Below are 24,464 nucleotides of genomic sequence, written 5' to 3' on the forward strand. Positions count from 1 at the left end.
GGACCACAGAAGATCTGGAGAAGTCATGACCGGTCGGCCCACTTCCCGCGCGAAGTTGGGCAGTGCGTTACGCGTGCTGCGCAGAAGGTCCCGCCAGCAACAGGGGGAACAGCCCACCTCACCGACGTCCGCACTGGTGACGTCGGGCAGGCAGCCGGAGTCCGAGGAGCAGTTGCCTGAGCCGCGCCCGCGCCGCGCGGAGGTGACCGCAGCGGTGGCAGCCGGGCCGAGGCTGCGGACGGGCCTGGCGTGGGAGTGGCAGCAGCGCGACCTCGAGCCGGCAGGCTGGCGTGAGGTGCTCGCGGCCAAGCCCGACCTGGTGCTGGTCGAGCTGACCCGCTCCGGTGTTCCCGGCTGGAAGCAGGTCGACGAACTCGTTGCCGGCATCACGGAGTCCGGGGTCGACCTGGTCGTCTGGGTGACCGACGCCGTGGCGCCGTCCTCCGCCGCCGCGCTCGCCGGCGCGGCGAAGGCGATCTTCCTGCACGACGCCTCAGCCGTGGAGACGTGGCGCGCCGAGTACCCGGACGTGACCGTCGAGGTCCTCCCGCCCGCGGCGCAGCCGTTCGTCCACAACCCGGTCAACGGTGGCCCGGGCGACCGGCGGCCGACCAAGGGCGTGCTGCTCGTCGACGAACAGGGCTTCGGTGCGGCCGAGGCGAAGACGTTCACCGAGGTCGTCGCGGCGGCGCTGAAGCCGATCAAGTCGGCCGAATTCGACGTGTGGACGACCGGTCAGCGCCCGGAGGAGCTCGACGGCGCCAAGGCCAAGGTTCGCGAGACGGTCGACCATGCCCGCTCGGTCGGCCTGGCGAGCTCGTACCGCGTTCTGCTGGACGCGGGCCGGTCCCACCCGGCAGCCGCATGGACCGCGCTGGAGGCCGGCGCTGCGCAGACGGCGGTGGTGTCGCTTCCGCAGTATCGGGAGGCCATGCCGCCGGAGGTTGCCGAGCACGTCGCCGCTCAGAGCACGGAGAAAGAACTCCGCGGAGAGGTGAATGCCCGCATCTGGCAGACCGAGCTGCGTGACCGGGAAGCGCTCCGGCTGCACCGTGCGGTCCTGGCCGGGCACACCTACGACCACCGCGCCCGCAGCATCCTCGGCGCCTTGGGGAAGACGACGGAGCGCCCGTCGCGCAGCGTGTCGGCGGTCGCGCCGACGAACCGGGCGCACGAGATCGGCAACATCTTCGACAACATGGGCCGCCAGGCCTACCCGGAGCTCGAGCTGGTGCTGGTGCTGCACGGACTCGACGTCGACGACGCGGAGCTGCAGGCACAAGCGGCCGACAAAGGGGTCAAGAACCTCACCATCGTGCACGCCGACAAGTCGTTGACGCTGGGCATGTGCATGAACCGGGGCATCGAAGCCGCCTCGGGTGCTTACATCGCCAAGATCGACGACGACAACTTCTACGGCAAGCATTACCTGACGGACTTGATGGCCGCGTTCGACTACACCGACGCGGGCGTCGTCGGAAAGTGGGGTCACTACGTCTGGCTGCGCTCCACCGATGCCGTCGTGCTGCGCTACCCGGATGCCGAGCACACCTACGAGCGTCGGATCCAGGGCGGCTCGATGCTCATCGAAGGCGACCTGGCCCGCAGCCTGAAATTCAGCGACATCCCGCGCGCCGTCGACAGCGACTTCCTGGATCGCGCGATCGCCGACGGGGTGCGCATCTACTCCGGCGACCGGTTCAACTTCGTCAGCGTGCGGGGTTCGGACCGGACGTCGCACACCTGGCAGGTACACGACGTCACCTTCATGACCAAGACCGGGCGGCTGGTCTTCTTCGGTGACCCGCGTGTCCACGTCGAGGTCTGAGCACATGTACCGTCTGGCCGGTCACGCAGAGTCCGGCGACACCTAGGGGAGCTCTTACACGATGTCCTCACTGAAGCGCCGCATGAAGGAGACCGTGCTGAAAGCCGCCTACCCGGTGGCGGTACGGATCCCGCCGACCGTGGGGCCGGCGAAGGTGCGCAGGCTCAACGCGCGCATGCGGGTCAGCAAGGCGTTGCGCCTGATCCGGCAGAAGCAGGATTACGCGAAGGCCGAGGCGATCGCGCAGCCGTTGATCGGCACGCCTGCCGAGGCGGGCGCGTGGCACGTTCGGGCGGTGGCGAAGCAGAAGCAGGCGGATCTGACCGGCGCACTGGAGGACATCCGCAAAGCCATCGAGCTCGACCCCACGGACCTGGATGCACAGCTGGTGCACTTCCGTCTGGCCGGGCAGACGCAGCGCACCGCCGAGCAGCGCGAGGTGCTGGAGCGGCTGGCCGTACGTCCCCCGCGGCACGGCGGCGAGGTGCGTAAGACGCTCGACGCACTGGCCGAGGGTGAGGACGCCGACCTGGTGGCGCAGTACGACAAGGTGCTGCAGGGTTCGGCGGTGTCGTACGAGTCGGAGCGCGTCCGGGAGCTGGAGGAGCAGCTGCGGCTGATCCAGCTGTACCGATCCGATCAGGATGCCTACCGCAAGCGCATCGAGCAGATCAACAAGGAGCGCGAGCGGCCGGTGCACATCGTGACCCGTGCACTGTTCACCTTGGAGCAGTGGCAGGAGCTGGCCAGGTACCTGGAGGAGAACACGGCGGGTACACCGACCGAGGACGGTCGTCCGCTGTCGCTGCGGCAGTTGCGTACCGCGGCGCGCAAGGCGCAGGGTGCCGGTTACCTCGGCGCGGCGATGTCGCTGGCCAAGCGGGTGCTGATCGACGAGCCCGACGACGAGAAGATGAACGAGATCGTGGCCGGTGCGAGTGACCAGCTGGCCATCGTGGCCAACGGCTGGCCCGAGCTCGCCCCGGCGGCGGACAAGACCGACCACCAGCCGCGCGACCGCTCGGTGTTGTCGGTGCTGGCCCAGTCGCTGCCGATGACTTCCGGTGGCTACGCGACGCGGTCGCACGGCATCCTGAGCAGCCTGCACCGCCGCGGCTGGGACGTGCGCGCGGTGACCAGGCTGGGCTTCCCGTTCGACTGGTGGCGCGGTATCGGAGAGCGGACGGTCAACCGGGTCGACGTGGTCGACGAGATCGAGTACCACCGGCTCTACGAGGACGGTGTCACCCAGTACCCCAAGCATCCGCTGGACTCGTTCACCGAGAAGTTCGCCGACGGTATCGCCTCCGTGGCGCGCGAACACGGCGCTTCCCTGATCCACGCCTCGAGCTTCTACTTCAACGGCCTGGCTGGTGCGCGGGCGGCTCGCAGGCTGGGCATTCCGTTCATCTACGAGATGCGCGGCCTGGAGGACCTGATGAAGGTCTCGCGCAGCGACACGTTCGCCCAGACCGAGCGATACCAGTTCCTCACCGCGATCGAGAACGCGGCCTGCCGGGACGCGGACGTCGTCTTCGTGATCACCGAGGCCCTGCGACGGGAGATGATCGACCGCGGCATCCCGGCCGAGCGGCTCAAGGTGCTGCCGAACGGTGTGCACGTCGACCGGTTCGCGCCGCGGGAGCGGGACGCCGAACTCGCCGCCGAGCTCGGGGTGACCGACAAGACCGTCATCGGCTACGCAGGCGGTCTGGTCGACTACGAAGGCTTGGACCTGCTGCTGGAGGCCACCGCGGCGTTGAAGCAGAAGCGGTCGGACTTCCACGTACTGATCGTGGGCGACGGACACCACGAACACGTGTTGCGCGGTATGGCCGAGGAGCTGCGCCTGGGGGACGTGGTGACGTTCACCGGCCGGGTGCCACACGCCGAGATCGGCCGCTACATCTCGCTGTTCGACATCGCACCGTTCCCGCGGCTGCCGCTGCCGGTGTGCGAACTGATCTCGCCGATCAAGCCGTTCGAGTCGATGGCGATGGGCAAGGCCGTGGTCTCGTCCAGCGTCGCGGCGCTCACCGAGATCGTCGACGACGGCAAGACCGGTTTGGTGTTCGAGAAGGGCTCGTCGGAGGCGTTCGCGGCGGTGCTCGGCAAATTGCTCGACTCGCCGGAGCTGCGCGCGGAGCTGGGCAAGGCGGCCCGGGAGTGGGTGCTGGCCGAGCGGGACTGGTCGCAGATCACCTCGATCGTGGACGAGACGTACCACGAGCTGCTGGACCGCAAGACCGGGCAGGCGTAAATGACCGGTGGGGCGGCTACCTCGCGGGTAGCGTCCTTCGCCCGCGCCACGCTGCGCCGGTTGCGATCGGCGGTCGGCGGACCGGATTCCGTGCGGCGGGCGGACCTGCGCGCCGCACAGCGCGCGTACCAGCCACCCGCGCCGGCGCCTGCGCGCCCGGAGCTGCGCGTCGCGGTGGCCGCTGATCGTCGGCTGTCATCCCTGCTGGCGTGGGAGTGGACCCAGCGAGAACTGACGCCGGAGAACTGGGACACGGTCCTGGTCGACGGGGCGGTCGACCTCGTCCTGGTGCAAGCACCGCACGGCCGATTGGACGGCTGGGACGGCGCGCTGGACCGGTGCGCCGAGATGTCGCTGCCGCTGGCGGTGTGGGTGACCGGCACGGTTGACGCCGACACCTCGTGGGCGGAGCGGGTCGAGCACGTCTTCGTCGACGACGAGCGCTCCTTGACCGCGCTGCCGGGCGCCGAGCTGCTTCCACCCGCGGTCCAGCCGCGGTTGCACAACCCCTCGGTGGGACGGCCGCGTCAGCAGGCAACCGCTGTGCTGGGGCCTGCCGTCGACCAGTTCGACAGCGGCAAGCAGGATGTCTGGGACGCGGGCAGCCTGCCGGTGTCCGGACCGCAGGTGTCCGGCTACCCGGTCGTGGTTCAGCGGCAATCGCACCCGTGGACGGTGTTGTCCGCGCTGGCGGGGGGCTCCAGCCTGCTCACCACGAGCACCGAAGGCCTGCCCGCCGACGTCGCCGAGCACGTGACCGTCGTCGAGGACGACGACGCGCTCCGCACCCAACTGACAGCGCACCTCTACCAGCCGGAACTGGCCGAGCGGGAGGGTCATGTGCTGGGCCGCATCGTCCGCAGGCGGCATTCCGTGGCCCGCCGGGTCGAGACCCTGGCCGGACTGACCGGCCGGCCCGCGGGCTCGCCGGAGCGGACCGTGTCGGCCGTGGTCCCGACCAATCGTGCGCACGAGCTGGACAACGTCTTCGCCAACGTGGCCCGCCAAGCCCACAAGGCGGTGCAGCTCGTTCTCGTGCTGCACGGTTTGGACGCGGCAGCGCTCGAGGTGGAGGCGCGCGCCAAAGCCGCTGGGCTGACCGAGGTGACGGTGGTGGAGGCGGACAGTTCGTTGCCGCTGGGTGCATGCATGAACCTCGGCCTGGAAGCGGCCGACGGTGACTTCGTCGCCAAGATGGACGACGACAACTTCTACGGCACCCACTACCTGGACGATCTGCTCGACGCGTTCGACTACACCGACGCCGGGATCGTGGGGAAGTGGGCGCACTACGTGTGGCTGCGATCCAGCGGCGCGGTCGTGCTCCGCAGCCCGCGCTCGGAGCACCGGTACGAACGGCTGGTCCAGGGTGGGTCGATGATGCTGAAGGCCGACGTGGCCCGCTCACTGCGGTTCGGCGACGACCTACCGCGCGGCGTCGACACCGACATCCTGAACCGGGCACAGCGGGAAGGCATCAAGACGTACTCGGCGGACCGCTACAACTACGTCAGCGTTCGTGGTACCGACCGCACCGCGCATACCTGGGCCATCACCGACGCGGCCTTGATGAACCGCGCCGGGCGCCTGGTCTTCTTCGGTGACCCGCGCGAGCACGTCGATATCTGACCGTCAGCTTCGGCGCAGCGAGGTGTACAGCTCGGCGTAGCGGTGGCCGTTGGCCGACCACTGACGCTCGGCGACGACCCAGTCGCGTGCCCGCTGCGCCATCGCGGACCGCTCGGCCGGGTCGGCGTGCAGCTGAGCAAGCACCTCGGCCAGTCCGTCGGCGTCGCCGGCCGGGAAATAGCGGCCGCGCTTGCCGTCGCCGGTGATCTCACGCAGTGCAGGGAGGTCGGACGTGACCAGCGGTATGCCCGCGGCCATCGCCTCGAACGGTTTGAGCGGCGTCACCAACCGGGCGGCCCGTTCGTCGATCCGGGGGATGACGAAGACGTCGAGCAGTGCGTAGTAGTCCAGCACCTCGTCGTGCGGGACGCGCCCGGTGAAGATCACCGCGTCGCCTGCCTGCCGCTGCTCGGCCAGGCTCTCCAGCTCGGCACGACGCTGCCCGTCACCCACGATCAACGCGGTCGCCGGTATCCCTCGCCGACGCAACACGACCGCGGCCTCGATCAGCAGCTCCTGCCCCTCGCGGTAGTGGTCCAGGTTGCTGACGTAGCCGAAGGTGAACCGGTCGCGCAGACCGAGTCGGCTGACGAGCTCGGGAGAGCGCTCCCGCGGCTGGAAGGCCTCGCCGTCGACGCCGTTCGGCACGACGTGCACGCGATCAGCCGCCACGCCACGCTGAACGATCTCCTCCCGCATCGACTCGCTGAGCGTGACGACCGCGTCCGCCTCGCGCATGCAGCGGTTCTCGGTGTCCCGTCGCCGCCGGTAGATCTCCGACGACTCCGCCAGCGCGGTGTCGGACGTCCACAGCGACTCGAAGAAGCCGCGCACCTCGTAGACCACCGGGATGCCGAAGTGTTTGCCCAAGGCCAGCCCGACGAGGGCGGCCTCGAAGCCTCGATGCCCGGAGTGCACATGGATGATCGCCGGTGCCTCGGTGCGGACGACTTCGGCGGCGGCCTCGGCGTAATCCTGCAGGTATTGGTCGGCAGGTTTGTCGAAGTCGTAGTCCGGCCCAGGGTCGAGCCGCAGGTAGCGCACCCCGCCGATGGTCTCCTCCGGCGCGGCGTCGGAGACCCCGATCTGCCGCGGGAAGCCCAGTGCAGTGACGACCACGGGCTCGAGCCCTGCCGCCAGCTGGCCCTCCACCGTGTATTTCGAGCGCACGCTGTAGCCGCTCTGCCGGTACGGCAACGAGATCTTCAGCAGGTGCAGCACCTTGGCCGGGCTTGCGGGGGTCACCTGCTCCGGCTCGCCGGGAACCGTCGGCCGCCACGACGGCGAGGTCTCCCGGATCCGTCCGTCCAGCTGGTCGGCCTTGGCCGTCATGGCCGGGTCGAACTCGGCGAGCAGCCGTGCGGCATCCCGTTGACTGGTGACGGCGCCCGCCTTGCCGCACGTGGCCACCGCCTGCCGCAGCCATGCCTCGTCCCGCGGAAAATCGGTCAGGTGGCGTTGCGCCAGCTCGACCGCCTCGGTGTAACGCCGCTGCATGGTCAGACGCTTGAGCAAGGCGAGCTGGCTGGTCGACGCTCGCGGGCCGGGCCTGCGAGGGCTGCGGGCACGATCCCGGACCGCCGCCAGCCGGGCGCGCACACCTACGGGCAGCGGGCTCATCGGCGGGTTGTCCCCGGATCGCGGTCGGTCACGGCGCAGGATCCTACGGCACCGCCGGGCCGGCGCTGTTACGCGATGTGCCACCAACCCGAATGGGTAACGCAGGGGGCGAGCTAGGCTACCGCCTACACCGAGGGGAAACCGGGAGTAATCATGGCCGAGGACGCGGCGGCGATGGAGAAGGCGCTGGTCAGAGCTGGCTGGGAGCTGGTGGACGTGCTCGGCGCCCTCGGTTCCGGGCAGTCGCAGCGGCTGTTCGAGCGGCGATGGGCTGCGGAGCGTGATCGCGCGGCCGACGAGCTGACGCCGCTGAAGGCGGGCCCGTCGATCCCCGACGGGATCCACAAGCTGTACCGCTCGCCGGCGAACTGGACGCGCTTCCGCCGGACCATCGACTTCGTCCGGCCCGGCGATCGACTCTTCGAGGTCGGCATCGGCCGCGGGTACCTGGCAGGCATCTTCCTGCGCGACGGCAAGGTGGGCGCTTATCACGGCATCGACCTGGTACCCGAGAACGTGACCGCGACCCGGCAGACCCTCGAGCACAACGGGTTGGCCGACCGGGCGGAGGTACACGAGGGCAACCTCTACGACCTCACGCGCGAGCAGGTGGCGGAGTTCGGTGCGGACCTGGTGGTCTGCTGTGAAGTGATCGAGCACGTGCCCGATCCCGAGGCGGCGCTGAAGACACTGGCCGCAGCGCTGCCGGAGGAAGCGGACCTGCTCATCTCGGTTCCGCTGCTCGGCCGCCTGGAGAACGTGTGGGGCCACGTCGCGTTGTTCGATGCCCAGCGCATCAAGGCCATGGTCGAGGGTGCTGGGTTGACCACGCACCTGGTCGACGTCGTGGACAACACGTGGGTGTTCGTACTCGCCTCGCGCCGACCCGGCCCGAACGACCGCGCCATGGCCGCGGCGGCTGCACTTGCCGATCCGTGGGTCGACGTGCCCGCCGACCCGGAGTTGCCGCGGGCGTTGCGGCCGCTCGACCTGCACATGGCGAGCCCGAGCCGGTGGAACAGGCGGTTGGCGCATGCCGAGGTTCGTCCCGACGACGGCACTCTGCTGTGCTCGTTCACCGGCGAGGACCGTTCGGACGGGCCGGGCCAGTACGGCGGCGCGGCGATCCCGGTCACCGAACCGTTGGGGATCCGGCTGGAGCTCGCGCTGGACGAGATCGACGACGTCGAGGTCTTCTACGTCGACGCGTATGCCGAGTCCAAGCGCGTGGCGCGGTGGAAGTGGGAGCCCGGCACGCGACGCCCTCGATCGAACCCGGCGACGTTCGTTCTCCGCAAGGGCCGCAAGGGCTTGCACTTCGTGCCCCTGCACGTCGACGACCTCGCCTCGGCCGACACGTTCGAGGTGTTCGCGCGCATCAAGCCGGGGGCGACCGTGCAGTTCCGCATCACGCGGGCGTCCCTGTTGACCAACGCTGCTTCCTGACGCCTCGGCGTGCACGCCCGGTGGTCGCGTCGATGCGGATGGTGGCGATGAGGCGCACGGCGGCGGGGGAACGGCAAACTTCGCGACAACCGTGCCGATGAACCCGGCGGGCCTGCACAAACTCACTGGCCAAGCGAGCTACTCTCGGCAGAGTGTCCACCGCGCGCGCAGAACGACTGGTCAACCTTGTGCTCGCGCTGCTGTCGACGCGCCAGTACCTGACCGCGGAGCGGATCCGCGCGATCGTGCCCGGTTACGCCGACGCGCCGAGCGACGAGGCGTTCTTCCGCATGTTCGAGCGGGACAAGATGGAGCTGCGCGAGCTGGGCATCCCGATGGAGACCGGCAGGAACTCCTCGTTCGACCCGGTGGACGGCTATCGCATCGCGCGGCGGGACTACGAGCTGGGCGAGATCGAGCTGGCCCCGGACGAGGCCGCCGCCGTGGGGCTTGCGGTGCGACTGTGGGATTCGCCGGAGCTGACCGGTCAGGCCGAGGCCGCGCTGGTGAAGCTGCGCGCGGCCGGCGTCGAGGTCGACCAGCAGGTGCCTGCGCCGGTGCAGCCGCGGGTGCGCGCCGATGCCTCGTTCGGGCCGATGCTGTCCGCCGTGCAGCAGGGTCGCGCGGTGCAGTTCGACTACCGCCGTTCCGGCTCTCCGGAGCGGCGGACAAGGACGCTGGAACCGTGGGGTGTGGTGTCGTGGCGCGGACGTTGGTACGTGGTGGGCCATGACCGGGACAGGAACGCGCCACGGTGTTTCCGGCTGTCTCGTGTGCAGGGTGACGTCAAGCTGATCGGTCGGGCCGGGGCCGTGCAGCGACCCGACGGGGTGAACCTGCTCGACTTCGTCGCGGCGAGCGGTGAGCCGGAGTTCGACGCGCCCGCGTCGAAGGCACGGTTGTGGGTGGCCGACGGCAAGGCCGCCGGGATCCGTCGCGGTGCGCGGGTGATCGGCCGGCGCACGGTGGCCGGGATCGAGGGGGACGAGATCGAGCGCAACGTCTACTACCCGGACAGCATGGCGAAGTGGATCGCAGGCTACGGGCCGGACGTGCTGGTGCTGGAGCCGGATGTGCTCGCCAAGGCGGTACACGAGCGGCTCAGCGCGCTTGCTCACCCGGGCGGTGATCGGCGATGACGGCGGGCATGCGCGGCGTCAGCGCTCGGCTGCCGCGCCTGCTGGCGTTGGTGCCGTACTTGCTGGCCAGGCCGGGAATCAGGATCGAGGACGCGGCGGCCGATTTCGGGGTCACCGCCAAGCAGCTGCGCAAGGATCTCGAGCTGCTGTGGATGTGCGGCCTTCCGGGGTACGGGCCCGGTGACCTGATCGACCTGTCGTTCGAAGGTGACACGGTGACCGTGACGTACGACGCGGGCATGCGTCGGCCGTTGCGGCTCACCGGGGGAGAGGCGACCGCGCTGTTGGTCGCGCTCCGGGCATTGGCGGAGACCCCAGGGGTGCTCGATGCCGATGCGGTTCGTCGTGCCATCGCGAAGATCGAGGCGGCCGCCGGCGAGGCGCAGCCTGCCGGCGTGGTGGTCGACGCCGGGCTGCGGGAGGCCCGCCGCACGGCGGAGACCAGGCGCGTGGTGCAGCAAGCGCTCGGGGCGCAGCGAGCAGTGCGGATGCAGTACTACACCGCCTCGTCGGACCGGCTCAGTGAGCGGGTCGTCGATCCGATGCGGATGCTCGTGGTGGAAGGCCGCAGCTATCTGGAGGCGTGGTGCCGGCGCGCCCAGGACGTGCGGCTGTTCCGGGTGGATCGCATCGACGCCATCGAGGTGCTGGACGAGCCCGCACGTCCGCCGCAGGATGCCGAGCCGCACGACGTCTCGGCCGGCCTGTTCGCGCCCAGCCCGGACCAAGCGATCGCGACGCTGGTGCTGGAGCCGGACGCCCGCTGGGTGTCGGAGTACTACTCGTGCGAGGAGCTCGAGGAGCTCGACGGCGGGCGGCTGCGGGTGGCGATGCGTTACAGCGACGAGTCGTGGATGGTGCGGTTGATCCTCGGGCTGGGCGGCGACGCCGTCGTCGAGGAGCCTGCCGAGTTGGCCGAGACGGTACGCGAGCGAGCGGCCGCGGCGCTCGAGCTGGCCGCCGCGCACGCGGGGTAGCCCGAACTGTCGGTGCCGCCGCGTACGGTGCCGCCATGGCTCTGACACGACAGGAGCGGGAAGAGTTTCTGGCCGAGCCGCACGTGGCGGCTTTGTCGGTGAACGCAGGCCCTGATCGGGCGCCGCTGACCGTGCCCATCTGGTACCAGTACCAGCCAGGAGCGGACCCGTGGATCCTCACGCCCGCCGAGTCGCGTAAGGCGAAGTTGATCGCTGCGGCAGGTCGGTTCTCGCTGATGGTCGACACGGTCCACCCACGGGTGCGGTACGTGTCCGTGGAGGGGCCCGTGGCCGGGGTGGAACAGGCAGGTGAAGCGGCGCACCGCGAGCTGGCCGAGCGCTACCTCCCGGCGGAGGCTGTCGACGGTTACGTCGCGATGGCGATGCGCGAGTTCGGTGCGCAACAGGTCATTCGCCTGCGGCCGCAACGGTGGCTGTCGGCGGACTTGACGGCCGAGTGACCCGCTGCTTGACCTCGAGATAAGTCGAGGTTCTAACGTGGCGAGCGGCGGCGGCGAAGAGAAACCGAAGGCAAATTGTCGGTGTGCTCCGGCATCCTGTTCGTGCACATCATCCCTGGTGAGTGGAGTCCGGCAGTGGATCACGCGATTTGGGCCGAAGGCTTGGTCAAGCGTTTCGGCGAGACGACGGCATTGAACGGGGTCGACCTCGCCGTGCGGACCGGTTCGGTTTTCGGCCTGCTCGGCCCGAACGGCGCGGGCAAGACGACCGCGGTGCGCATCCTGGCGACCCTGTTGCGGATGGACGAGGGGAGGGCGACGGTCGGCGGGTACGACGTGGCCACCCAGGCGCACCAGGTGCGGCAGCTGATCGGGTTGACCGGGCAGTACGCCTCGGTCGACGAGACGCTGACCGGCGTGGAGAACCTGCTGCTCATCGGCAGGCTGCTCGGCATGCCGAAGCGGGAAGCGAAGGCGCGGGCCCGCGAGTTGCTGGCGGACTTCGGGCTGACCGAGTCGGGTGGCCGGGCGGCCAAGACGTACTCCGGGGGCATGCGGCGCCGGTTGGACCTGGCCGCCAGCCTGGTGGGCCGTCCGCGCATTCTGTACCTGGACGAGCCGACCACGGGTCTGGATCCCCGTGCTCGACTGGAGCTGTGGGATCTGCTGCGCGACCTGGTCGCCCGCGGTGTGACCATCCTGCTCACTACCCAGTACCTGGACGAGGCGGATGCGCTGGCCGACGAGATCGCGGTGATCGACCACGGCCGCGTGATCGCGAACGGCACCCCGGACGAGCTGAAGGCGAAGACCGGGGCGCAGACGCTGGCGGTACGTCCGGCGGACGGGGCCGGGCTGCCGGTGGTGCAGCGAGTGGTCACCGAGCTCACCGGCATGGAGCCGGAGGTGCAGGGTTCGTTGGTCACCGCACCGGTCACCGAACCGTCCGTGCTGTCCGCAGCGGTGCGCAGGCTGGACAAGGCCGGCGTGCTCCTGGCCGAGCTGCAGCTGCGCAGCTCCAGCCTGGACGAAGTCTTCTTGTCGTTGACCGGGCGACCCGCCGAGGAAGCACCTGCGACCGAGTCCGAGGAGGTGTCGGCATGACCGCCACGACGATCGAGGCGGCCGGCGGCCCGCAGCAAGCGCCCGACCTGGCCGTCCGGGTCACGCCGCTGGAAGGCGTGCGGCAATCGCTCACACTGGCGTGGCGCAGCGTGGTCCAGGTCCGGCACAACCCGTGGGAGCTGGGTGACTTCAGCATCCAGCCGATCATGTTCGTGCTGTTGTTCACGTTCATGTTCGGCGGCGCCATCATGGGCGACTGGCAGGCGTACCTGCAGTTCATGCTGCCCGGCATGCTGGTGATGAACATGCTGTTCGTGACCCTGTACGTGGGGCAGGGGTTGAACACCGACATCACCAAGGGCGTGTTCGACCGGTTGCAGTCGTTGCCGATCGCGCGGTGGGCGCCGCTGGCCGGGCGCATCCTGGCCGACCAGGTCAAGCAGGCGTGGTCGATCTTCCTCGTGCTGGTGGTGGGCTTCGTGCTCGGCTTCAGCCTGACCGGCAACGTCGGGGGCCTGCTTGCCGCGATCGCGCTGCTGCTGGGCTTCGCGCTGTGCTTCTCGTGGGTGTCGGTGCTGGTCGGCATCACCGCCAAGGACCCGGAGCGGGTGCAGATCTTCGGCTTCACCGCGATGTTCCCGCTGACGATGGTCAGCAACGTGTTCGTGCCCGCGGCGACATTGCCCGGCTGGCTCGAGGCGTTCGTGAACGTCAACCCGGTGAGCATCATTTCCGACGCGGTGCGCGGACTGCTGCTCGGCGGACCGGTGGCCGATCCGCTGCTGTGGTCGGTGGTCTGGGCGCTGGCCTTCCTGGTGGTGTTCGCGCCGCTGTCGGTGTGGGCGTTCAAGCGCCGGGTCGTGTAACGATTCGTCCCGGCATGGCCGAGGTGCTGCCTCGGCCATGCGGCGGGGCGGCTACGGTAGCGACGTGACGTACTACTGGGTCAGCGCCGGGCTCGTCGTCGTGAGTCTCGTGGTGCTCGTCCTGGTGGCGGCACGCCTCCGCCGCGCGCTGCGACAGTTCAGTACGCTTCGCAGCGCCACTCAGGCCGTGTTGGACAGCGAGCTCGGGCTGCTGCGAGCCCGGCGCGCCGCGCTGGCGGTTGCCGCCCGGCGCCGGTCCGAGGAGCCGGAGGGGCACTGACGCTACTTGTGGTTCGTGACACGATGGCCGCGGACCGTAGACTGGTTGCTGACAGGCATATGCCGTGAAGGGAGGCCCAGATGGGTTCGCTGTCGCCTTGGCACCTGCTCATCCTGGTGGCCGTGCTGGTGCTGCTGTTCGGTGCGAAGAAGCTGCCGGACGCCGCACGAGCGGTGGGTCGTTCGCTGAAGATCCTCAAAGCGGAGACCAAGGACATGCGGGGCGAAACCGATGAGGACACCTCGAGTGAGCAGCCCGCGGCCAAGGCGCTCCCGTCCGCCCAGGCATCGTCCAACGGTGCGCAGTCGGCCGAGGACAAGGTGGCCGAACTGCAGCGTCAGCTGGACGAGCTGAAGCAGCAACAGAAGAACGCGGGCTGACGCGCCACGAGAGAGAACGAGGCGTAGGTGGCCGAGCCGACGAATTCGCGTCGCGCCCGTCGTCGCGAGCTGCGGCGGATCCGGAGTCGCAGGCACAATCCCGACGGGACGATGACGCTCATCCAGCACGTCTACGAGTTCCGTCGACGGCTGTCGTATGCCCTGCTGGCTATCGTGGCCGGCGGGATCATCGGCTTCATCTGGTTCGAGCAAGCGATCGGACCGATCCCGTCGCTCGGGGAAATGATCCGCGGACCGTACTGTGCGCTGCCGGATTCCATGCTGGCCGACTTCAACGGCGACGGTGAATGCCGGCTGCTGCAGACCAAGCCGTTCGAAGTGTTCATGATCCGGCTGAAGGTCGGTATCGCGGCGGGTGCCGTGCTGATGGCGCCGGTGTGGCTGTACCAGTTCTGGGCGTTCGTGGCGCCCGGGCTGTACGAGAAGGAGCGCAAGTACGGCAAAATCTTCGTCAGCATCGCGACGGTGCTGTTCGCGATCGGTGCGGCGCTGGCCTACCTGCTGGTGCCGGTGGCGCTGCGGATGCTGGTCGGTTTCGGCGGAGACAACTTCACCACCGCGCTGACCGGTGACGACTACATCTCGTTCATCATCACGCTGCTGGTGATCTTCGGCGTGAGCTTCGAGGTTCCGCTGCTGATCATCATGCTGAACCGGGCGGGTGTGCTCACCTACGAGCAGCTGAGCAAGTGGCGGCGCGGCATCATCATGCTGCTGTTCGTCTTCGCCGCGATCGTCACCCCGGCGGACCCGTTCTCGATGCTGGCTCTGGCTCTGGCCCTGACACTGCTGTTCGAAGGCGCGATCCAGGTGGCCAGGTTGCACGACCGCAAGAAGGCCAAGCAACGCAAGGAGCTCGGCTGGGACAACCTGTCGGACGACGAAGCCGCGCCGTTCGAGTACACGCCGAGCAGCGCCGACGGCGAGGACGTCACCTAGCAGGCCGCGCCCGCGCGCCGTCGCGGGCCATTGCGCGGGGCAACTCCGCCTCCAGCCGCGGCTCCGGCGCACGGCTTTCCTGCGTCACGAGTGGGCCGGGCAGCAGCGAGCCCGGTGGTCGGCGCTCGCTCGTCCTGCCTGGCTTCGACCGCTCGCACGGCGCGCCGGTGCGCGGCGGGTGTGACGGGGGTTTCCTGCACGTTCCACCCACGATGTGAAACCCTGGCACTGTGGCAGAGAGCCCGATGACCCGGACGACATCGCCGGCCGAGCGGTACCAGGCGGCGAAACAGCGTTCCCGCTACCCGCAGCTCACCGCATTCGCCGCCGAGATGGCCTTCGAATTCGACGACTTCCAGATCAAGGGGTGCCGCGCGCTGGAGGACGGCCACGGCGTACTGGTCTGCGCGCCCACCGGCGCGGGCAAGACGGTGGTCGGCGAGTTCGCCGTGCACCTGGCGTTGGCAGAAGGCCGCAAGTGCTTCTACACCACGCCGATCAAGGCGCTGTCCAACCAGAAGTACACCGACCTGGTCGAACGCTACGGGTCCAGCGCCGTAGGCCTGCTGACGGGCGACACGTCGATCAACGGCAGCGCCCAGGTGGTCGTGATGACCACCGAGGTGCTGCGCAACATGCTCTACGCGGGCTCGTCCACGCTCAACGACCTCGGCTATGTCGTCCTCGACGAGATCCACTACCTGGCCGACCGATTCCGCGGGGCGGTGTGGGAGGAAGTCATCCTGCACCTGCCCGAGCACGTGCGCATCGCAGGCCTGTCGGCCACGGTGAGCAACGCCGAGGAGTTCGGCGAGTGGCTGGTCGCGGTCCGCGGCGACACCACCGTCGTGGTCGACGAGCACCGGCCGGTGCCGCTCTGGCAGCACATGATGGTCGGTGGCCGCCTCTACGACTTGTTCGCCGACGACGGCCGCGGCGATCGGCCGCGCATCAACCCCGGCCTGTTGCGCCGCACGGAGGAAGTCGGCCGCTACTACGGCAACGGCCATCTCCGCGGGCCGCGTGGCCGCAAGCGCTCCTACCAGCGGCAACCGCGGTTCCGGCCGCCGTCACGCGTCGACGTGCTCGAGCGGCTCGACCGCTCCGGCCTGCTGCCCGCGATCGTGTTCATCTTCTCCCGCGCCGGGTGTGACGCCGCGGTCGAACAGTGCGTGCGAGCAGGTGTGCGGCTGAACACCGACGAGGAGCGCGCCGAGGCCAGGGAGATCATCGACCGGCGCACGGCCGAACTACCCGAGTCGGATCTGAGCGTGCTCGGCTTCTGGGAGTGGCGCGAGGCGTTGGAACGTGGCATCGCCGCCCACCACGCGGGCCTGCTGCCTGCGTTCAAGGAAACCGTGGAGGAGTTGTTCGTCCGCGGCTTGGTCAAGGTCGTGTTCGCCACCGAGACGTTGGCGTTGGGCATCAACATGCCCGCTCGCACCGTGGTGCTGGAACGGCTGGTCAAGTACAACGGCGAGGCCCATGTCGACCTGACGCCGGGGGAATACACCCAGCTGACCGGGCGTGCCGGGCGGCGCGGCATCGACGTGGAAGGCCACGGTGTGGTGCTGTGGCAACCCGGGGTCGACCCGAGGCAGGTCGCCGGTCTCGCCTCGACGCGCACGTATCCGCTGAAGTCGTCGTTCCGGCCCGGGTACAACATGGCGGTCAACCTGGTCGACCACTTGGGTGCCGACCAGGCCCGCGAGCTGCTCGAGCAGTCGTTCGCCCAGTTCCAGGCGGACCGATCCGTGGTCGGCTTGTCCCGCACCATCGAACGCAACAGCGAGGCGCTGCGCGGCTACGCCGAGGCGGCCGGGGACAAGGAGAACTTCGAGCAGCTGGTCAGCTACGCCGAGCTGCGCCGCAAGATCTCCGCCAGGGAAAAGGCGCTGGCCAGGCAGAACAGCTCCGCTCGCCGACTCGACACGATCGCGTCGTTGGAGAAGCTGCGCAAAGGCGACGTCATCGCAGTCCCGTCCGGTCGGCGGGCAGGCATCGCCGTGGTCGTCGACCCCGGCCTGGACCCGGTCCGTGACCCCCGTCCGGTAGTGGTCACCGAGGACCGCTGGTCCGGCGCGCTGTCCGTCGCGGACTTCACCGGCCCGGTGGAGCCGCTGGGCAAGCTGCGCCTGCCCAAGCACGTGGCCACCCGTTCGCCGAAGGTTCGCCACGACATCGCGTCGGCCCTGCGGGAGAAGGGGATCACCCCACCGGGGCGCAGGCGCAAGAAGATCGACGTGAACTCCGACCCGGAACTGGCCGGCCTGCGCCGCGCCTTGCGCGCGCACCCCGTGCACGGCATGGCCGACCGGGAGCAGAAGTTGCGTTGGGTGGAGCGCTACGAGCGCCTGGCGGCGGAGAACGAGAAGCTTCGCCAGCGGGTCGCGGCGACCACCCACTCGCTGGCCCGCTCGTTCGACCGGATCCGTGGGCTGCTGACCGAGCGCGGCTATCTGACCGATCGCGGCGAGCGAGTCACCGAGCACGGGCGCCGACTGGCGCGCATCTACGGTGAGTCCGACCTGCTGGTCGCCGAGTGCCTCCGGCATGGCGTGTGGGCGAACCTGGGCGCGCCGGAGTTGGCCGCGGTGGTGTCGTCGCTGGTGTTCGAGTCGCGCAGGGACAGTGCGGGTGAGCCGCGTATCCCGTCCGCCATGAGCACGGCGTGGCGGGAGACGGCGCGCCTGTGGTCGGAGCTGATCGACGACGAACGTCGGCACAAGCTCGAGCGCACCCGCGAGCCCGACCCCGGTTTCGCGTGGCCGGTGTACCGCTGGGCGCGCGGGGAGAGCCTGGAGAGCGTCATGACCGCGGCGGAGATCAACGGCCAGGAACTCTCCGCGGGAGATTTCGTGCGCTGGTGCCGTCAGGTGATCGACCTGCTCGAGCAGCTGCGGGACGTGCTGGGGCGGGATCATCCGGTCGGTGCCGCCGCAGCGGAAGCGACACGGTCGTTGCGGCGCGGCGTGGTCGCGGCCGGGACGGTGTAGCGGGAAGATTACGGCTCGGAACCGTCGGCGCCGCCGGTGAGTCGTCTCGACGGTCGATGTGGTTTGATCCTGCGCAGAATGCGGTCCGACTGGAGGCACGATGAGCACGCCCTATGGAGGCAATGACCCACAGCAGTGGGGCCAGCAGCCTGGCGGACACCCCCAGCAGGGTGGCTACCCCGGGCAGCAGGGTGGGGGCTGGGGTCAGCAGTACCCACCGAGCGGTCCACAACAGCAGCAGTACCCACCGAGTGGACCGCAGCAACAGCAGTACCCGCCCAGCGGCGGACTGCCACAGCAGCAGCCAGGCGGCTACCAGCAACAGCCGTACGAGCAGCAGTGGCAGCAGCCTGGCCAGGCCTACAGCCAGTACCCCGGCGGGTACGAGCAGCAGGAGAAGAAGTCCAAGACGTGGCTGTGGGTCACGCTTGGTGTCGTGGTCGTGGCGGTCGCCGCGGTCGCCGTGCTCGGTTTCCTCACGCCCGGGTGGTTCGTGACCAAGACGTTCGACTCGGCCGCGGTCGAGGAGGGCGTGGTCAAGATTCTCGGCGAGAACTACAAGATCGAGAACGTGCAGTGCCCGGACGGCCAGGAGGTCAAGCAGGACCACTCGTTCACCTGCACCGCGACGGTCGACGGTCAGGAGAAGAAGATCCCGATCACCGTCACCGACGCGGAGGCCGATCCGCCGGTGTACCGGGTGGGTGGACCGCAGTAAAGCGGTGGCGTTAATTCGGTAGCCGCGCGGTGGACCGTTCCGCAATCATGCGGTGGTGACCGACTACCAGATCAGGATTGCGCACGAATCGGAACACCGCGCGGCCGCTGACATGTTCCGCGGCACGATGCACTCGCTGCCCGTCGACGACGAGCAGTGGGCGAAGCTGTCGTCGAGGGTCTACCAGCCGAATCGGATGTGGGCGGCCTTCGAGGGCGACGACGTCATCGGGATAGCGCGGTCGGTCGACTCGGCGATGGTCGTGCCTGGTGGGGCGCAGGTTCCTGTCGCCGCGGTCACCGCGGTCGGTGTGCGCGCCGATCGGACGCGCCGCGGGATCGCGAGCGCCCTGCTCCGTCGCCAGTTGGTCGAGGCTGGGGAGCGCGGCATGCCGATCGCCGCGCTGCACGCCAGTGAGGCGGTCATCTACGGCAGGCACGGTTACGGGGTGGCGACGCAGGAACGCACCCTGGTGATCGACCGCAAGCGGGCCAGGGTGCGGAACCCGGTCACGGCCGGGCGGGTCGAGTTTCTCGAGCTTTCCGAGGCCACGCGGGTGCTGCCGGAGGTCTACCGGCGTTTCGAAACCCAACGCGTCGGCATGATCCAGCGACCGTCGTATCTGTGGGCGACCTGGGAGGGTGTGTTCTCCGACCGACCGCAGGCGCCGGTGCGCGTCGCGGTCTACCACGGCGAGGACGGCGTGGAAGGCTTCGCGGCGTACCAGGTGAGCAACCCGTGGCCGGAGGACGGCGACGCGGTGCTGCACGTCACCGACCTGATGGTGGGCACGGACGAGGCGTTCCGCGCGCTGTGGCAGCACCTGCTGGGCGTGGACCTGGTCGACAAGGCGAAGGCGTGGGCACGTCCGCTGGACGAGCCGGTCGAGCCGATGCTGGTGGACTCGCGGGCCTGCACCACGCAGGGTATCGGCGACGAGGTGTGGGTACGGCTGATCGATGTGCAGGCGGGCTTGCAGGCGCGCAAGTACACGCCGGGCAGCAGCGTGGTGATCGAGGTCGTCGACAAGGTCCTTCCGGAGAACAACGGCCGGTACCACGTGTCTGCCGAAGGCGTCGAGCGCACCGACGCGCCCGCGGGCCTGTCGATGGACGCCGAGGTGTTGGCGATGCTCTACCTCGGTGGATGGCGGGCATCGGCCCTGGCGCGCGCCGGCCGGATCGAGGTGGCCGACCCGAAGTCCCTCGCGGCTGCCGACGAGGTGTTCGCGGCCGAGCACATTCCGTGGTGCGGGACTTTCTTCTAGCGCTCTACTCTGCAGTAGTCTGCCCTCGCGCAGGCCACGAAAGGAGCGCTGGTGAAGTTCGGGGGCATATGCGGTGCTGGACTGGCCATGGTGGCGGCGCTGCTCGCGGCGGGCTGTGAGCAGCAGCAGCAGGACCCGGGCGCGGAATCGGATCCCGCTCCACCGACGAGCACGAGCGCAAGCCCGTCCAGTGCGATGAGCCCGGCGCCGCCGACGCCGGCCACGTCGTTCGAACCGGCGCCGCGCCAGTTCGATCACGCGGCGATGCAGGATGCGGTGCATCAGATCCTCACCGAGTACCACCAGGTGGAGAACCTCGGGACGGTGATCTGCCCGCCGCGCAAGCCGGTGGAGGAGGGCGTGAAGTTCAGCTGCACCGCCACCATCGACGGGGAGCAGAAGAAGGTTCCGATCACGGTGACCAGCGACGACGGCGACTATCGGGTCGGGGCCCCACGCTGACGGTGAGGTGACGGCCAGAAGGTTGCTACTCGCGACACCGGGTGGGCGATCGACGGGTGCACCACCTGTGATGCGTCGAAAGTGGAGCCGGCCCGACGTCGACCAGAGCGTCGGGCCGGCTTTACCGAACTGTGGGTCGCCCGGCCGGAACGACCTGCGGCGCGAGTAGCCGGCGAGGCGGCCGGGCGGTTCGCGGACAGCGACGGCCGTGCGTGACGTGGCTCGGCGTGTCAGGCGGTGGACGAGCTCGGTGCGTGGCCGTGACGCTGTGCTGTGGTGGACCTATTTCGGTGGAAGCACCAGGCGGCGGACCAGCCGATCCAGCTCGGCGGCCGGGTCGGCGGTGACCCCGGTGTGCACCGGCCCTGGCTGGACCACGGTCGAGCGGGGCGCGGTCAGCCAGTGGAACCGCTTGCCGATGTCGTCGCTGAGCCCGCCCGCGCTGCCGTCGCACGCCTTCTCCACCGCTCGCAGCGCACGCTCGACCTCCGTGACGTCGACAGCCGGATCGAGCGCGCGCAGGCGTTCGGCGTCCAATGCAGTACGGCAGCCGAGAAAACGCAGTGGTTTGCAGTAGAGCACCGCGCCGACGTTGATGGCCTCGCCCCGGTCGACGCGCGGCACGGCTCGCAGCAGTGCGTAGACGAACGGATGACGGTTCACCGGGAAATCAGCTCCGTGACCCACTTCTCCCGGGCCGCCAGCCGCTGGCCGAAGAACCGCACGTATCGCTCGCGCAGCTCGGCCGGGCCTGCGCCCGGCTCGTACAACCACTCGTCCGGCACGTCGTCCACCGCGGCCCGCACCGCCTCCTCGGTCAGCAGCGGTGCCAGCTCGGCGTCGGCGGCGGCCACGTCGGGCGCAGGCTCATCCTCGTCGTTCAGCAGCACATACCCGTCCGGATTGAACGGCCGCTCGGCGTGCTTGTCCATGGATGGCCAGTTGTAGTGGAACGTCAACGACGAACCATGGTCGATCAAGTACAACTCGCCGTGCCACCGCAGCAGATTGGGGTTGCGGCGCGTGCGGTCGACATTGCCGATCAGCGCGTCGAACCACAGCACCCGGCCGGCCAGTGCGGGATCGGTGCGGAAGCCACCGGGGTCGTAGTCGACCGCGCCGGGCAGGAAGTCGACCCCCAGATTGAGACCACCACTGGCCTTGAGCAGGTCCTGGATGTCCGGATCCGGTTCGCTGGCGGCCATCGCCGCGTCCAGATGCACCGCCACGATGCGCGGAACCGGCAGCCCCAGCGTGTGCGCCAACCGGGCCGCGATCACCTCGGAGACCAGTACCTTCGCCCCCTGGCCCGCGCCACGGAACTTCACCACATAGGTGCCGTCGTCATCGGTTTCCATCAACCCCGGCATCGACCCGCCCTCGCGGAACGGGGTCAAGTACGCGGTCGCGGTCACTTCCTCAAGCGCCACCGGCGCCTACCTCTTCCAGCGCCGCCAGCAACCTCTTGGTCGACTGGCCCAGATTCCACTTCTCCGACAGCTCGCCGATGCGCTCCGGATCGGCCGGCACAGCCGGAACCGCGTCCGGGCCGGAGGCTTCGACCGGCGCGTCGGAGGCTACCCGCACGACCTGGGGCGCGGCGACCAAATATTCCGCGGCCGCGACGATGGAGGACTTCGCTCGCTTCGGCATCGCCGGGTCGTCGGCGTGGGCCGCGCGTACCACGGCGTCCAGTGAGCCGAACTGGCTGATCAGTTTGGCCGCGGTTTTCTCGCCGATGCCTGCCACCCCGGGCAGACCGTCGGACGGATCTCCACGCAGCACGGCCATCTCGGCGTATCCCGCGCCGGCGCGCTCGACGGGCACGCCATAGCGTTGCGCCACGTCCTCCGGCCCGAGGACCTCCGCCTTCGCCCAGCCCTTGCCGACATAGATCACCCGTGTCGGGGTGGGCTCGTCACGCACGAGTTGGAACAGGTCCCGGTCACCGGTGACGACCTCCACCGGGTCGTCGTCCTCGCGCGCGGCCAACGTGCCGATCACGTCATCCGCTTCGAAGCCGTCGGCCTGGGCCACACACAACCCGAACGCGTGCATCAGCTCGATGATGATCGGCACCTGAGGGCTGAGCGTGTCGGGCACCTCCTCGGTGGCCTGCCCGAGCCCGGCGGCCAGCAACACCGGATCGGGTTCTTCCGCCACGCGGTGCGCCTTGTAACTGGGGATCAGATCCACCCGGAACTGTGGTCGCCAGTCGGCGTCGAGACACACCACCAACCGTGACGGGCGCCGGTCGGTGATGATGCGGGCAACCGTGTCGGTGAACCCGCGCACCGCGTTGACCGGCGTGCCGTCGGGTGCTCGCAACGATTCCGGCAACGCGTAGAAGGCCCGGAAGTACAACCCGGCCGCGTCCAGCAGGGCGAGGGGAGCGCTCATGGATGCGAGCCTGCCACACCTCGCCTGGAACCAGCCGGAAATCCGGCGCGAAGTACGCTCGAGGCATGTCGAGGCGCTCACTGCACACTCCGGCTCCCGCTCCCGCCACGCTGCGCGCTCGCCTGGACAAGGCGCGCACCGCCGCAGCCGATGCGGGCACCGACGCTCTGTTGATCTCGCCGGGTTCGGATCTGAAGTACCTGCTCGGCCAGGCGGGCGGTTCGTTCGAGAGGCTGACGACCCTGGTGGTACCGGCCGACGACGCTCCGCCCGCGCTGGTGCTGCCCAAGCTGGAAGCTCCGGGATTCGACGACGTCCCGCTCGACGACCTCGGCGTCGAAGTGGTCACCTGGGTGGACGGGCAGGACCCGTACGCCATCGTCGGTGAGCTGGCCGGACGCAAGGGCAAGCCCGGACGGGTGGCCGTCAGCGACGCGATGATCGCGCTGCACGTGCTCGGCCTGCGCGGCGCACTGTCCGCGGAACAGGTGCTCGCCGGACCCGTGTTGCGACAGCTGCGGATGCGCAAGGACGCCGAGGAGGTCGCCGCGCTGCGCGCCGCCGCCGAGGCGATCGACCGCGTGCACGCTCAGGTCCCGCCGTTGCTGCGGGCGGGCCGCAGCGAGGCCGAGGTGGGTGAGGACCTCGAGCAGCTCATCGTGGAGGAAGGCCACCTGGCGGCGGACTTCGTCATCGTCGGCTCCGGTCCGAACGGGGCGAGCCCGCACCACGACGTCTCGTCCCGCGTACTGCAGGAGGGCGACGTCGTGGTGGTCGACATCGGAGGCCCGCTGCCGAACGGGTACAACTCCGACAGCACGCGCACCTACAGCCTCGGTGAACCCGCGGAGCCGGACGTGCGTGACACCTATGCGGTGTTGCAGGCAGCGCAACGGGCGGCAGTGGACGCGATCCGGCCGGGGGCGACCGCGGCGGAGATCGACGCGGCGGCGCGCAAGCCGATCACCGAGGCAGGCTTCGGTGAGCACTTCATCCACCGCACGGGACACGGAATTGGTCTGGACGTGCACGAGGAGCCCTACATTCAAAGCGACAACGATCTCGAGCTGGAGCCGGGCATGGCGTTCAGCGTCGAGCCGGGTATCTACCACCGTGGCCGCTGGGGCGCTCGGATCGAGGACATCGTCGTGGTGACGGAGGACGGCGTGGAGCAGCTCAACCGACGTCCGCACGAACTGCTGGTGGTCGAGCCATGACAGCATCCCCTCTCGAACCGATCGACCAAGCCATCGCCAGGGAACTCAACGCCAACGGGCGGTGCAGCTTCACCGATCTCGCCGAGCGGGTCGGACTGTCGGTGTCCGCCGTGCATCAGCGGGTCCGGCGGCTGGAGCAGCGCGGCGTGATCACCGGCTACACCGCTCGCCTGGACGGAGAGCAGATCGGACTGCCGCTGACGGCGTTGATCTCGTTGACGCCGAACGACCCGGCGGCGCCGGACGACTATCCGCAGCGCATCGAGCACATCAGGGAGATCGAGTCCTGCTACTCGGTGGCGGGCGAGGAGTCGTACGTGTTACTGGCCAGGGTCGCCTCACCGGCCGGGCTGGAGGACTTGCTGCGCCGGATCCGGGAGGCGGCCAAGGTGTCCACCCGGACGACCGTGGTGCTGTCGACGCCGTTCGAGGGGCGGCCCGCCGCGATCTAGCCCGCACTGCGGGCGCGAGATGGTGTGCGGAGGCTGGGTGC

22 protein-coding genes are annotated in these 24,464 nt (G+C 69.4%); 18 read left to right on the plus strand and 4 right to left on the minus strand.

The genetic code is table 11. The annotated features are described in order from the left end of the window. Nucleotides 1-25: 25 nt before the first annotated feature. The 3 genes from YWM_RS21845 to YWM_RS25045 all read left to right on the plus strand — a co-directional run bounded on the left by YWM_RS21845 (nt 26) and on the right by YWM_RS25045 (nt 5,717). A complete protein-coding gene (locus tag YWM_RS21845; protein WP_084612139.1) occupies nt 26-1,828 on the plus strand; it encodes a glycosyltransferase in 1,803 nt (600 codons plus the stop codon). A gap of 61 nt (nt 1,829-1,889) precedes the next feature. Beyond that, a complete protein-coding gene (locus tag YWM_RS21850; protein WP_084612140.1) occupies nt 1,890-4,088 on the plus strand; it encodes a glycosyltransferase family 4 protein in 2,199 nt (732 codons plus the stop codon). A gap of 60 nt (nt 4,089-4,148) precedes the next feature. Then, nucleotides 4,149-5,717: a glycosyltransferase family A protein gene (locus YWM_RS25045; protein ID WP_211232408.1), complete on the plus strand. Its 1,569-nt coding sequence runs from the start codon at nt 4,149-4,151 to the stop codon at nt 5,715-5,717. 3 nt (nt 5,718-5,720) lie between these two features. Here YWM_RS25045 and YWM_RS21860 read toward each other — a convergent pair whose 3' ends face one another. Further along, nucleotides 5,721-7,337, minus strand: coding sequence for a glycosyltransferase family 4 protein (locus tag YWM_RS21860; protein WP_156914588.1), 1,617 nt, complete (start codon nt 7,335-7,337; stop codon nt 5,721-5,723). Nucleotides 7,338-7,490: 153 nt separating this feature from the next. Here YWM_RS21860 and YWM_RS0102455 point away from each other — a divergent pair, with 153 nt between their 5' ends. From YWM_RS0102455 to YWM_RS0102515, 13 genes are all read left to right on the plus strand, one after another. After that, complete coding sequence (locus YWM_RS0102455; protein WP_028849375.1) at nt 7,491-8,783, plus strand: class I SAM-dependent methyltransferase; 1,293 nt, start codon at nt 7,491-7,493, stop codon at nt 8,781-8,783. 152 nt (nt 8,784-8,935) lie between these two features. Next, nucleotides 8,936-9,922, plus strand: coding sequence for a helix-turn-helix transcriptional regulator (locus tag YWM_RS0102460; RefSeq protein ID WP_028849376.1), 987 nt, complete (start codon nt 8,936-8,938; stop codon nt 9,920-9,922). 8 nt (nt 9,923-9,930) lie between these two features. Further along, complete coding sequence (locus tag YWM_RS0102465) at nt 9,931-10,899, plus strand: helix-turn-helix transcriptional regulator (RefSeq protein WP_028849377.1); 969 nt, start codon at nt 9,931-9,933, stop codon at nt 10,897-10,899. 35 nt (nt 10,900-10,934) lie between these two features. Next, nucleotides 10,935-11,360, plus strand: a complete 426-nt coding sequence (locus YWM_RS0102470) for a pyridoxamine 5'-phosphate oxidase family protein (RefSeq protein WP_028849378.1) — start codon at nt 10,935-10,937, stop codon at nt 11,358-11,360. Nucleotides 11,361-11,495: 135 nt separating this feature from the next. Further along, nucleotides 11,496-12,464: a daunorubicin resistance protein DrrA family ABC transporter ATP-binding protein gene (locus YWM_RS0102475; RefSeq protein ID WP_028849379.1), complete on the plus strand. Its 969-nt coding sequence runs from the start codon at nt 11,496-11,498 to the stop codon at nt 12,462-12,464. After that, on the plus strand, nt 12,461-13,291 hold the full coding sequence (locus YWM_RS0102480) for an ABC transporter permease (protein WP_211232409.1): 831 nt from the start codon (nt 12,461-12,463) through the stop codon (nt 13,289-13,291). The genes YWM_RS0102475 and YWM_RS0102480 overlap by 4 nt, the downstream gene beginning before the upstream one ends. Nucleotides 13,292-13,355: 64 nt before the next feature. Next, the gene (locus tag YWM_RS0102485) at nt 13,356-13,571 is read left to right on the plus strand and encodes a hypothetical protein (RefSeq protein ID WP_156914589.1); all 216 of its coding nucleotides are present in this window, start codon (nt 13,356-13,358) and stop codon (nt 13,569-13,571) included. A gap of 80 nt (nt 13,572-13,651) precedes the next feature. Next, a complete protein-coding gene (tatA, locus tag YWM_RS0102490) occupies nt 13,652-13,951 on the plus strand; it encodes a Sec-independent protein translocase subunit TatA (protein WP_028849382.1) in 300 nt (99 codons plus the stop codon). Nucleotides 13,952-13,978: 27 nt separating this feature from the next. Beyond that, a complete protein-coding gene (tatC, locus tag YWM_RS21865; protein ID WP_043659125.1) occupies nt 13,979-14,911 on the plus strand; it encodes a twin-arginine translocase subunit TatC in 933 nt (310 codons plus the stop codon). Nucleotides 14,912-15,156: 245 nt separating this feature from the next. Continuing rightward, nucleotides 15,157-17,907, plus strand: coding sequence for a DEAD/DEAH box helicase (locus YWM_RS0102500; RefSeq protein ID WP_211232421.1), 2,751 nt, complete (start codon nt 15,157-15,159; stop codon nt 17,905-17,907). Nucleotides 17,908-18,007: 100 nt separating this feature from the next. Continuing rightward, nucleotides 18,008-18,625, plus strand: coding sequence for a DUF4333 domain-containing protein (locus YWM_RS21870; RefSeq protein ID WP_043659127.1), 618 nt, complete (start codon nt 18,008-18,010; stop codon nt 18,623-18,625). Between the two features lie 55 nt (nt 18,626-18,680). Then, nucleotides 18,681-19,892: a GNAT family N-acetyltransferase gene (locus tag YWM_RS0102510; protein ID WP_028849384.1), complete on the plus strand. Its 1,212-nt coding sequence runs from the start codon at nt 18,681-18,683 to the stop codon at nt 19,890-19,892. Between the two features lie 51 nt (nt 19,893-19,943). Then, nucleotides 19,944-20,354 (plus strand): DUF4333 domain-containing protein, encoded by a 411-nt coding sequence (locus YWM_RS0102515; RefSeq protein WP_156914590.1) that lies wholly within the window; start codon nt 19,944-19,946, stop codon nt 20,352-20,354. Nucleotides 20,355-20,636: 282 nt separating this feature from the next. On the opposite strand, the gene YWM_RS0102520 is transcribed toward YWM_RS0102515, so the two are convergent. The 3 genes from YWM_RS0102520 to YWM_RS0102530 are packed head-to-tail and all read right to left on the minus strand — an operon-like array spanning nt 20,637 to nt 22,754. Beyond that, on the minus strand, nt 20,637-21,017 hold the full coding sequence (locus YWM_RS0102520) for a DUF3037 domain-containing protein (protein WP_028849386.1): 381 nt from the start codon (nt 21,015-21,017) through the stop codon (nt 20,637-20,639). Beyond that, the gene (locus tag YWM_RS0102525) at nt 21,014-21,784 is read right to left on the minus strand and encodes a HipA family kinase (protein ID WP_028849387.1); all 771 of its coding nucleotides are present in this window, start codon (nt 21,782-21,784) and stop codon (nt 21,014-21,016) included. Before YWM_RS0102525 ends, YWM_RS0102520 begins: the two co-directional genes overlap by 4 nt. After that, complete coding sequence (locus YWM_RS0102530; RefSeq protein WP_028849388.1) at nt 21,774-22,754, minus strand: 5'-3' exonuclease; 981 nt, start codon at nt 22,752-22,754, stop codon at nt 21,774-21,776. The genes YWM_RS0102525 and YWM_RS0102530 overlap by 11 nt, the downstream gene beginning before the upstream one ends. A 65-nt stretch (nt 22,755-22,819) precedes the next feature. Here YWM_RS0102530 and YWM_RS0102535 point away from each other — a divergent pair, with 65 nt between their 5' ends. Both YWM_RS0102535 and YWM_RS0102540 read left to right on the plus strand, forming a co-directional pair. After that, on the plus strand, nt 22,820-23,971 hold the full coding sequence (locus tag YWM_RS0102535) for a M24 family metallopeptidase (protein WP_028849389.1): 1,152 nt from the start codon (nt 22,820-22,822) through the stop codon (nt 23,969-23,971). Beyond that, the gene (locus tag YWM_RS0102540) at nt 23,968-24,423 is read left to right on the plus strand and encodes an Lrp/AsnC family transcriptional regulator (RefSeq protein ID WP_028849390.1); all 456 of its coding nucleotides are present in this window, start codon (nt 23,968-23,970) and stop codon (nt 24,421-24,423) included. The genes YWM_RS0102535 and YWM_RS0102540 overlap by 4 nt, the downstream gene beginning before the upstream one ends. The last annotated feature ends 41 nt before the right edge of the window (nt 24,424-24,464 follow it).

The organism is Thermocrispum municipale DSM 44069, from assembly GCF_000427825.1.
In the GTDB taxonomy this organism is placed as follows: domain Bacteria; phylum Actinomycetota; class Actinomycetes; order Mycobacteriales; family Pseudonocardiaceae; genus Thermocrispum; species Thermocrispum municipale.

Bases quoted from the DNA above. Each gene is read 5' to 3' on its own strand.
- YWM_RS0102500 (WP_211232421.1), top strand. From the start codon at position 15,157: ATGACCCGGACGACATCGCCGGCCGAGCGGTACCAGGCGGCGAAACAG.
- YWM_RS0102470 (WP_028849378.1), top strand. From the start codon at position 10,935: ATGGCTCTGACACGACAGGAGCGGGAAGAGTTTCTGGCCGAGCCGCAC.
- YWM_RS0102465 (WP_028849377.1), top strand. From the start codon at position 9,931: ATGCGCGGCGTCAGCGCTCGGCTGCCGCGCCTGCTGGCGTTGGTGCCG.
- YWM_RS0102540 (WP_028849390.1), top strand. From the start codon at position 23,968: ATGACAGCATCCCCTCTCGAACCGATCGACCAAGCCATCGCCAGGGAA.
- YWM_RS21850 (WP_084612140.1), top strand. From the start codon at position 1,890: ATGTCCTCACTGAAGCGCCGCATGAAGGAGACCGTGCTGAAAGCCGCC.
- YWM_RS0102535 (WP_028849389.1), top strand. From the start codon at position 22,820: ATGTCGAGGCGCTCACTGCACACTCCGGCTCCCGCTCCCGCCACGCTG.
- YWM_RS21870 (WP_043659127.1), top strand. From the start codon at position 18,008: ATGAGCACGCCCTATGGAGGCAATGACCCACAGCAGTGGGGCCAGCAG.
- YWM_RS21845 (WP_084612139.1), top strand. From the start codon at position 26: ATGACCGGTCGGCCCACTTCCCGCGCGAAGTTGGGCAGTGCGTTACGC.
- tatA (WP_028849382.1), top strand. From the start codon at position 13,652: ATGGGTTCGCTGTCGCCTTGGCACCTGCTCATCCTGGTGGCCGTGCTG.
- YWM_RS0102530 (WP_028849388.1), bottom strand. From the start codon at position 22,754: ATGAGCGCTCCCCTCGCCCTGCTGGACGCGGCCGGGTTGTACTTCCGG.
- YWM_RS21860 (WP_156914588.1), bottom strand. From the start codon at position 7,337: ATGAGCCCGCTGCCCGTAGGTGTGCGCGCCCGGCTGGCGGCGGTCCGG.
- YWM_RS0102455 (WP_028849375.1), top strand. From the start codon at position 7,491: ATGGCCGAGGACGCGGCGGCGATGGAGAAGGCGCTGGTCAGAGCTGGC.
- YWM_RS0102480 (WP_211232409.1), top strand. From the start codon at position 12,461: ATGACCGCCACGACGATCGAGGCGGCCGGCGGCCCGCAGCAAGCGCCC.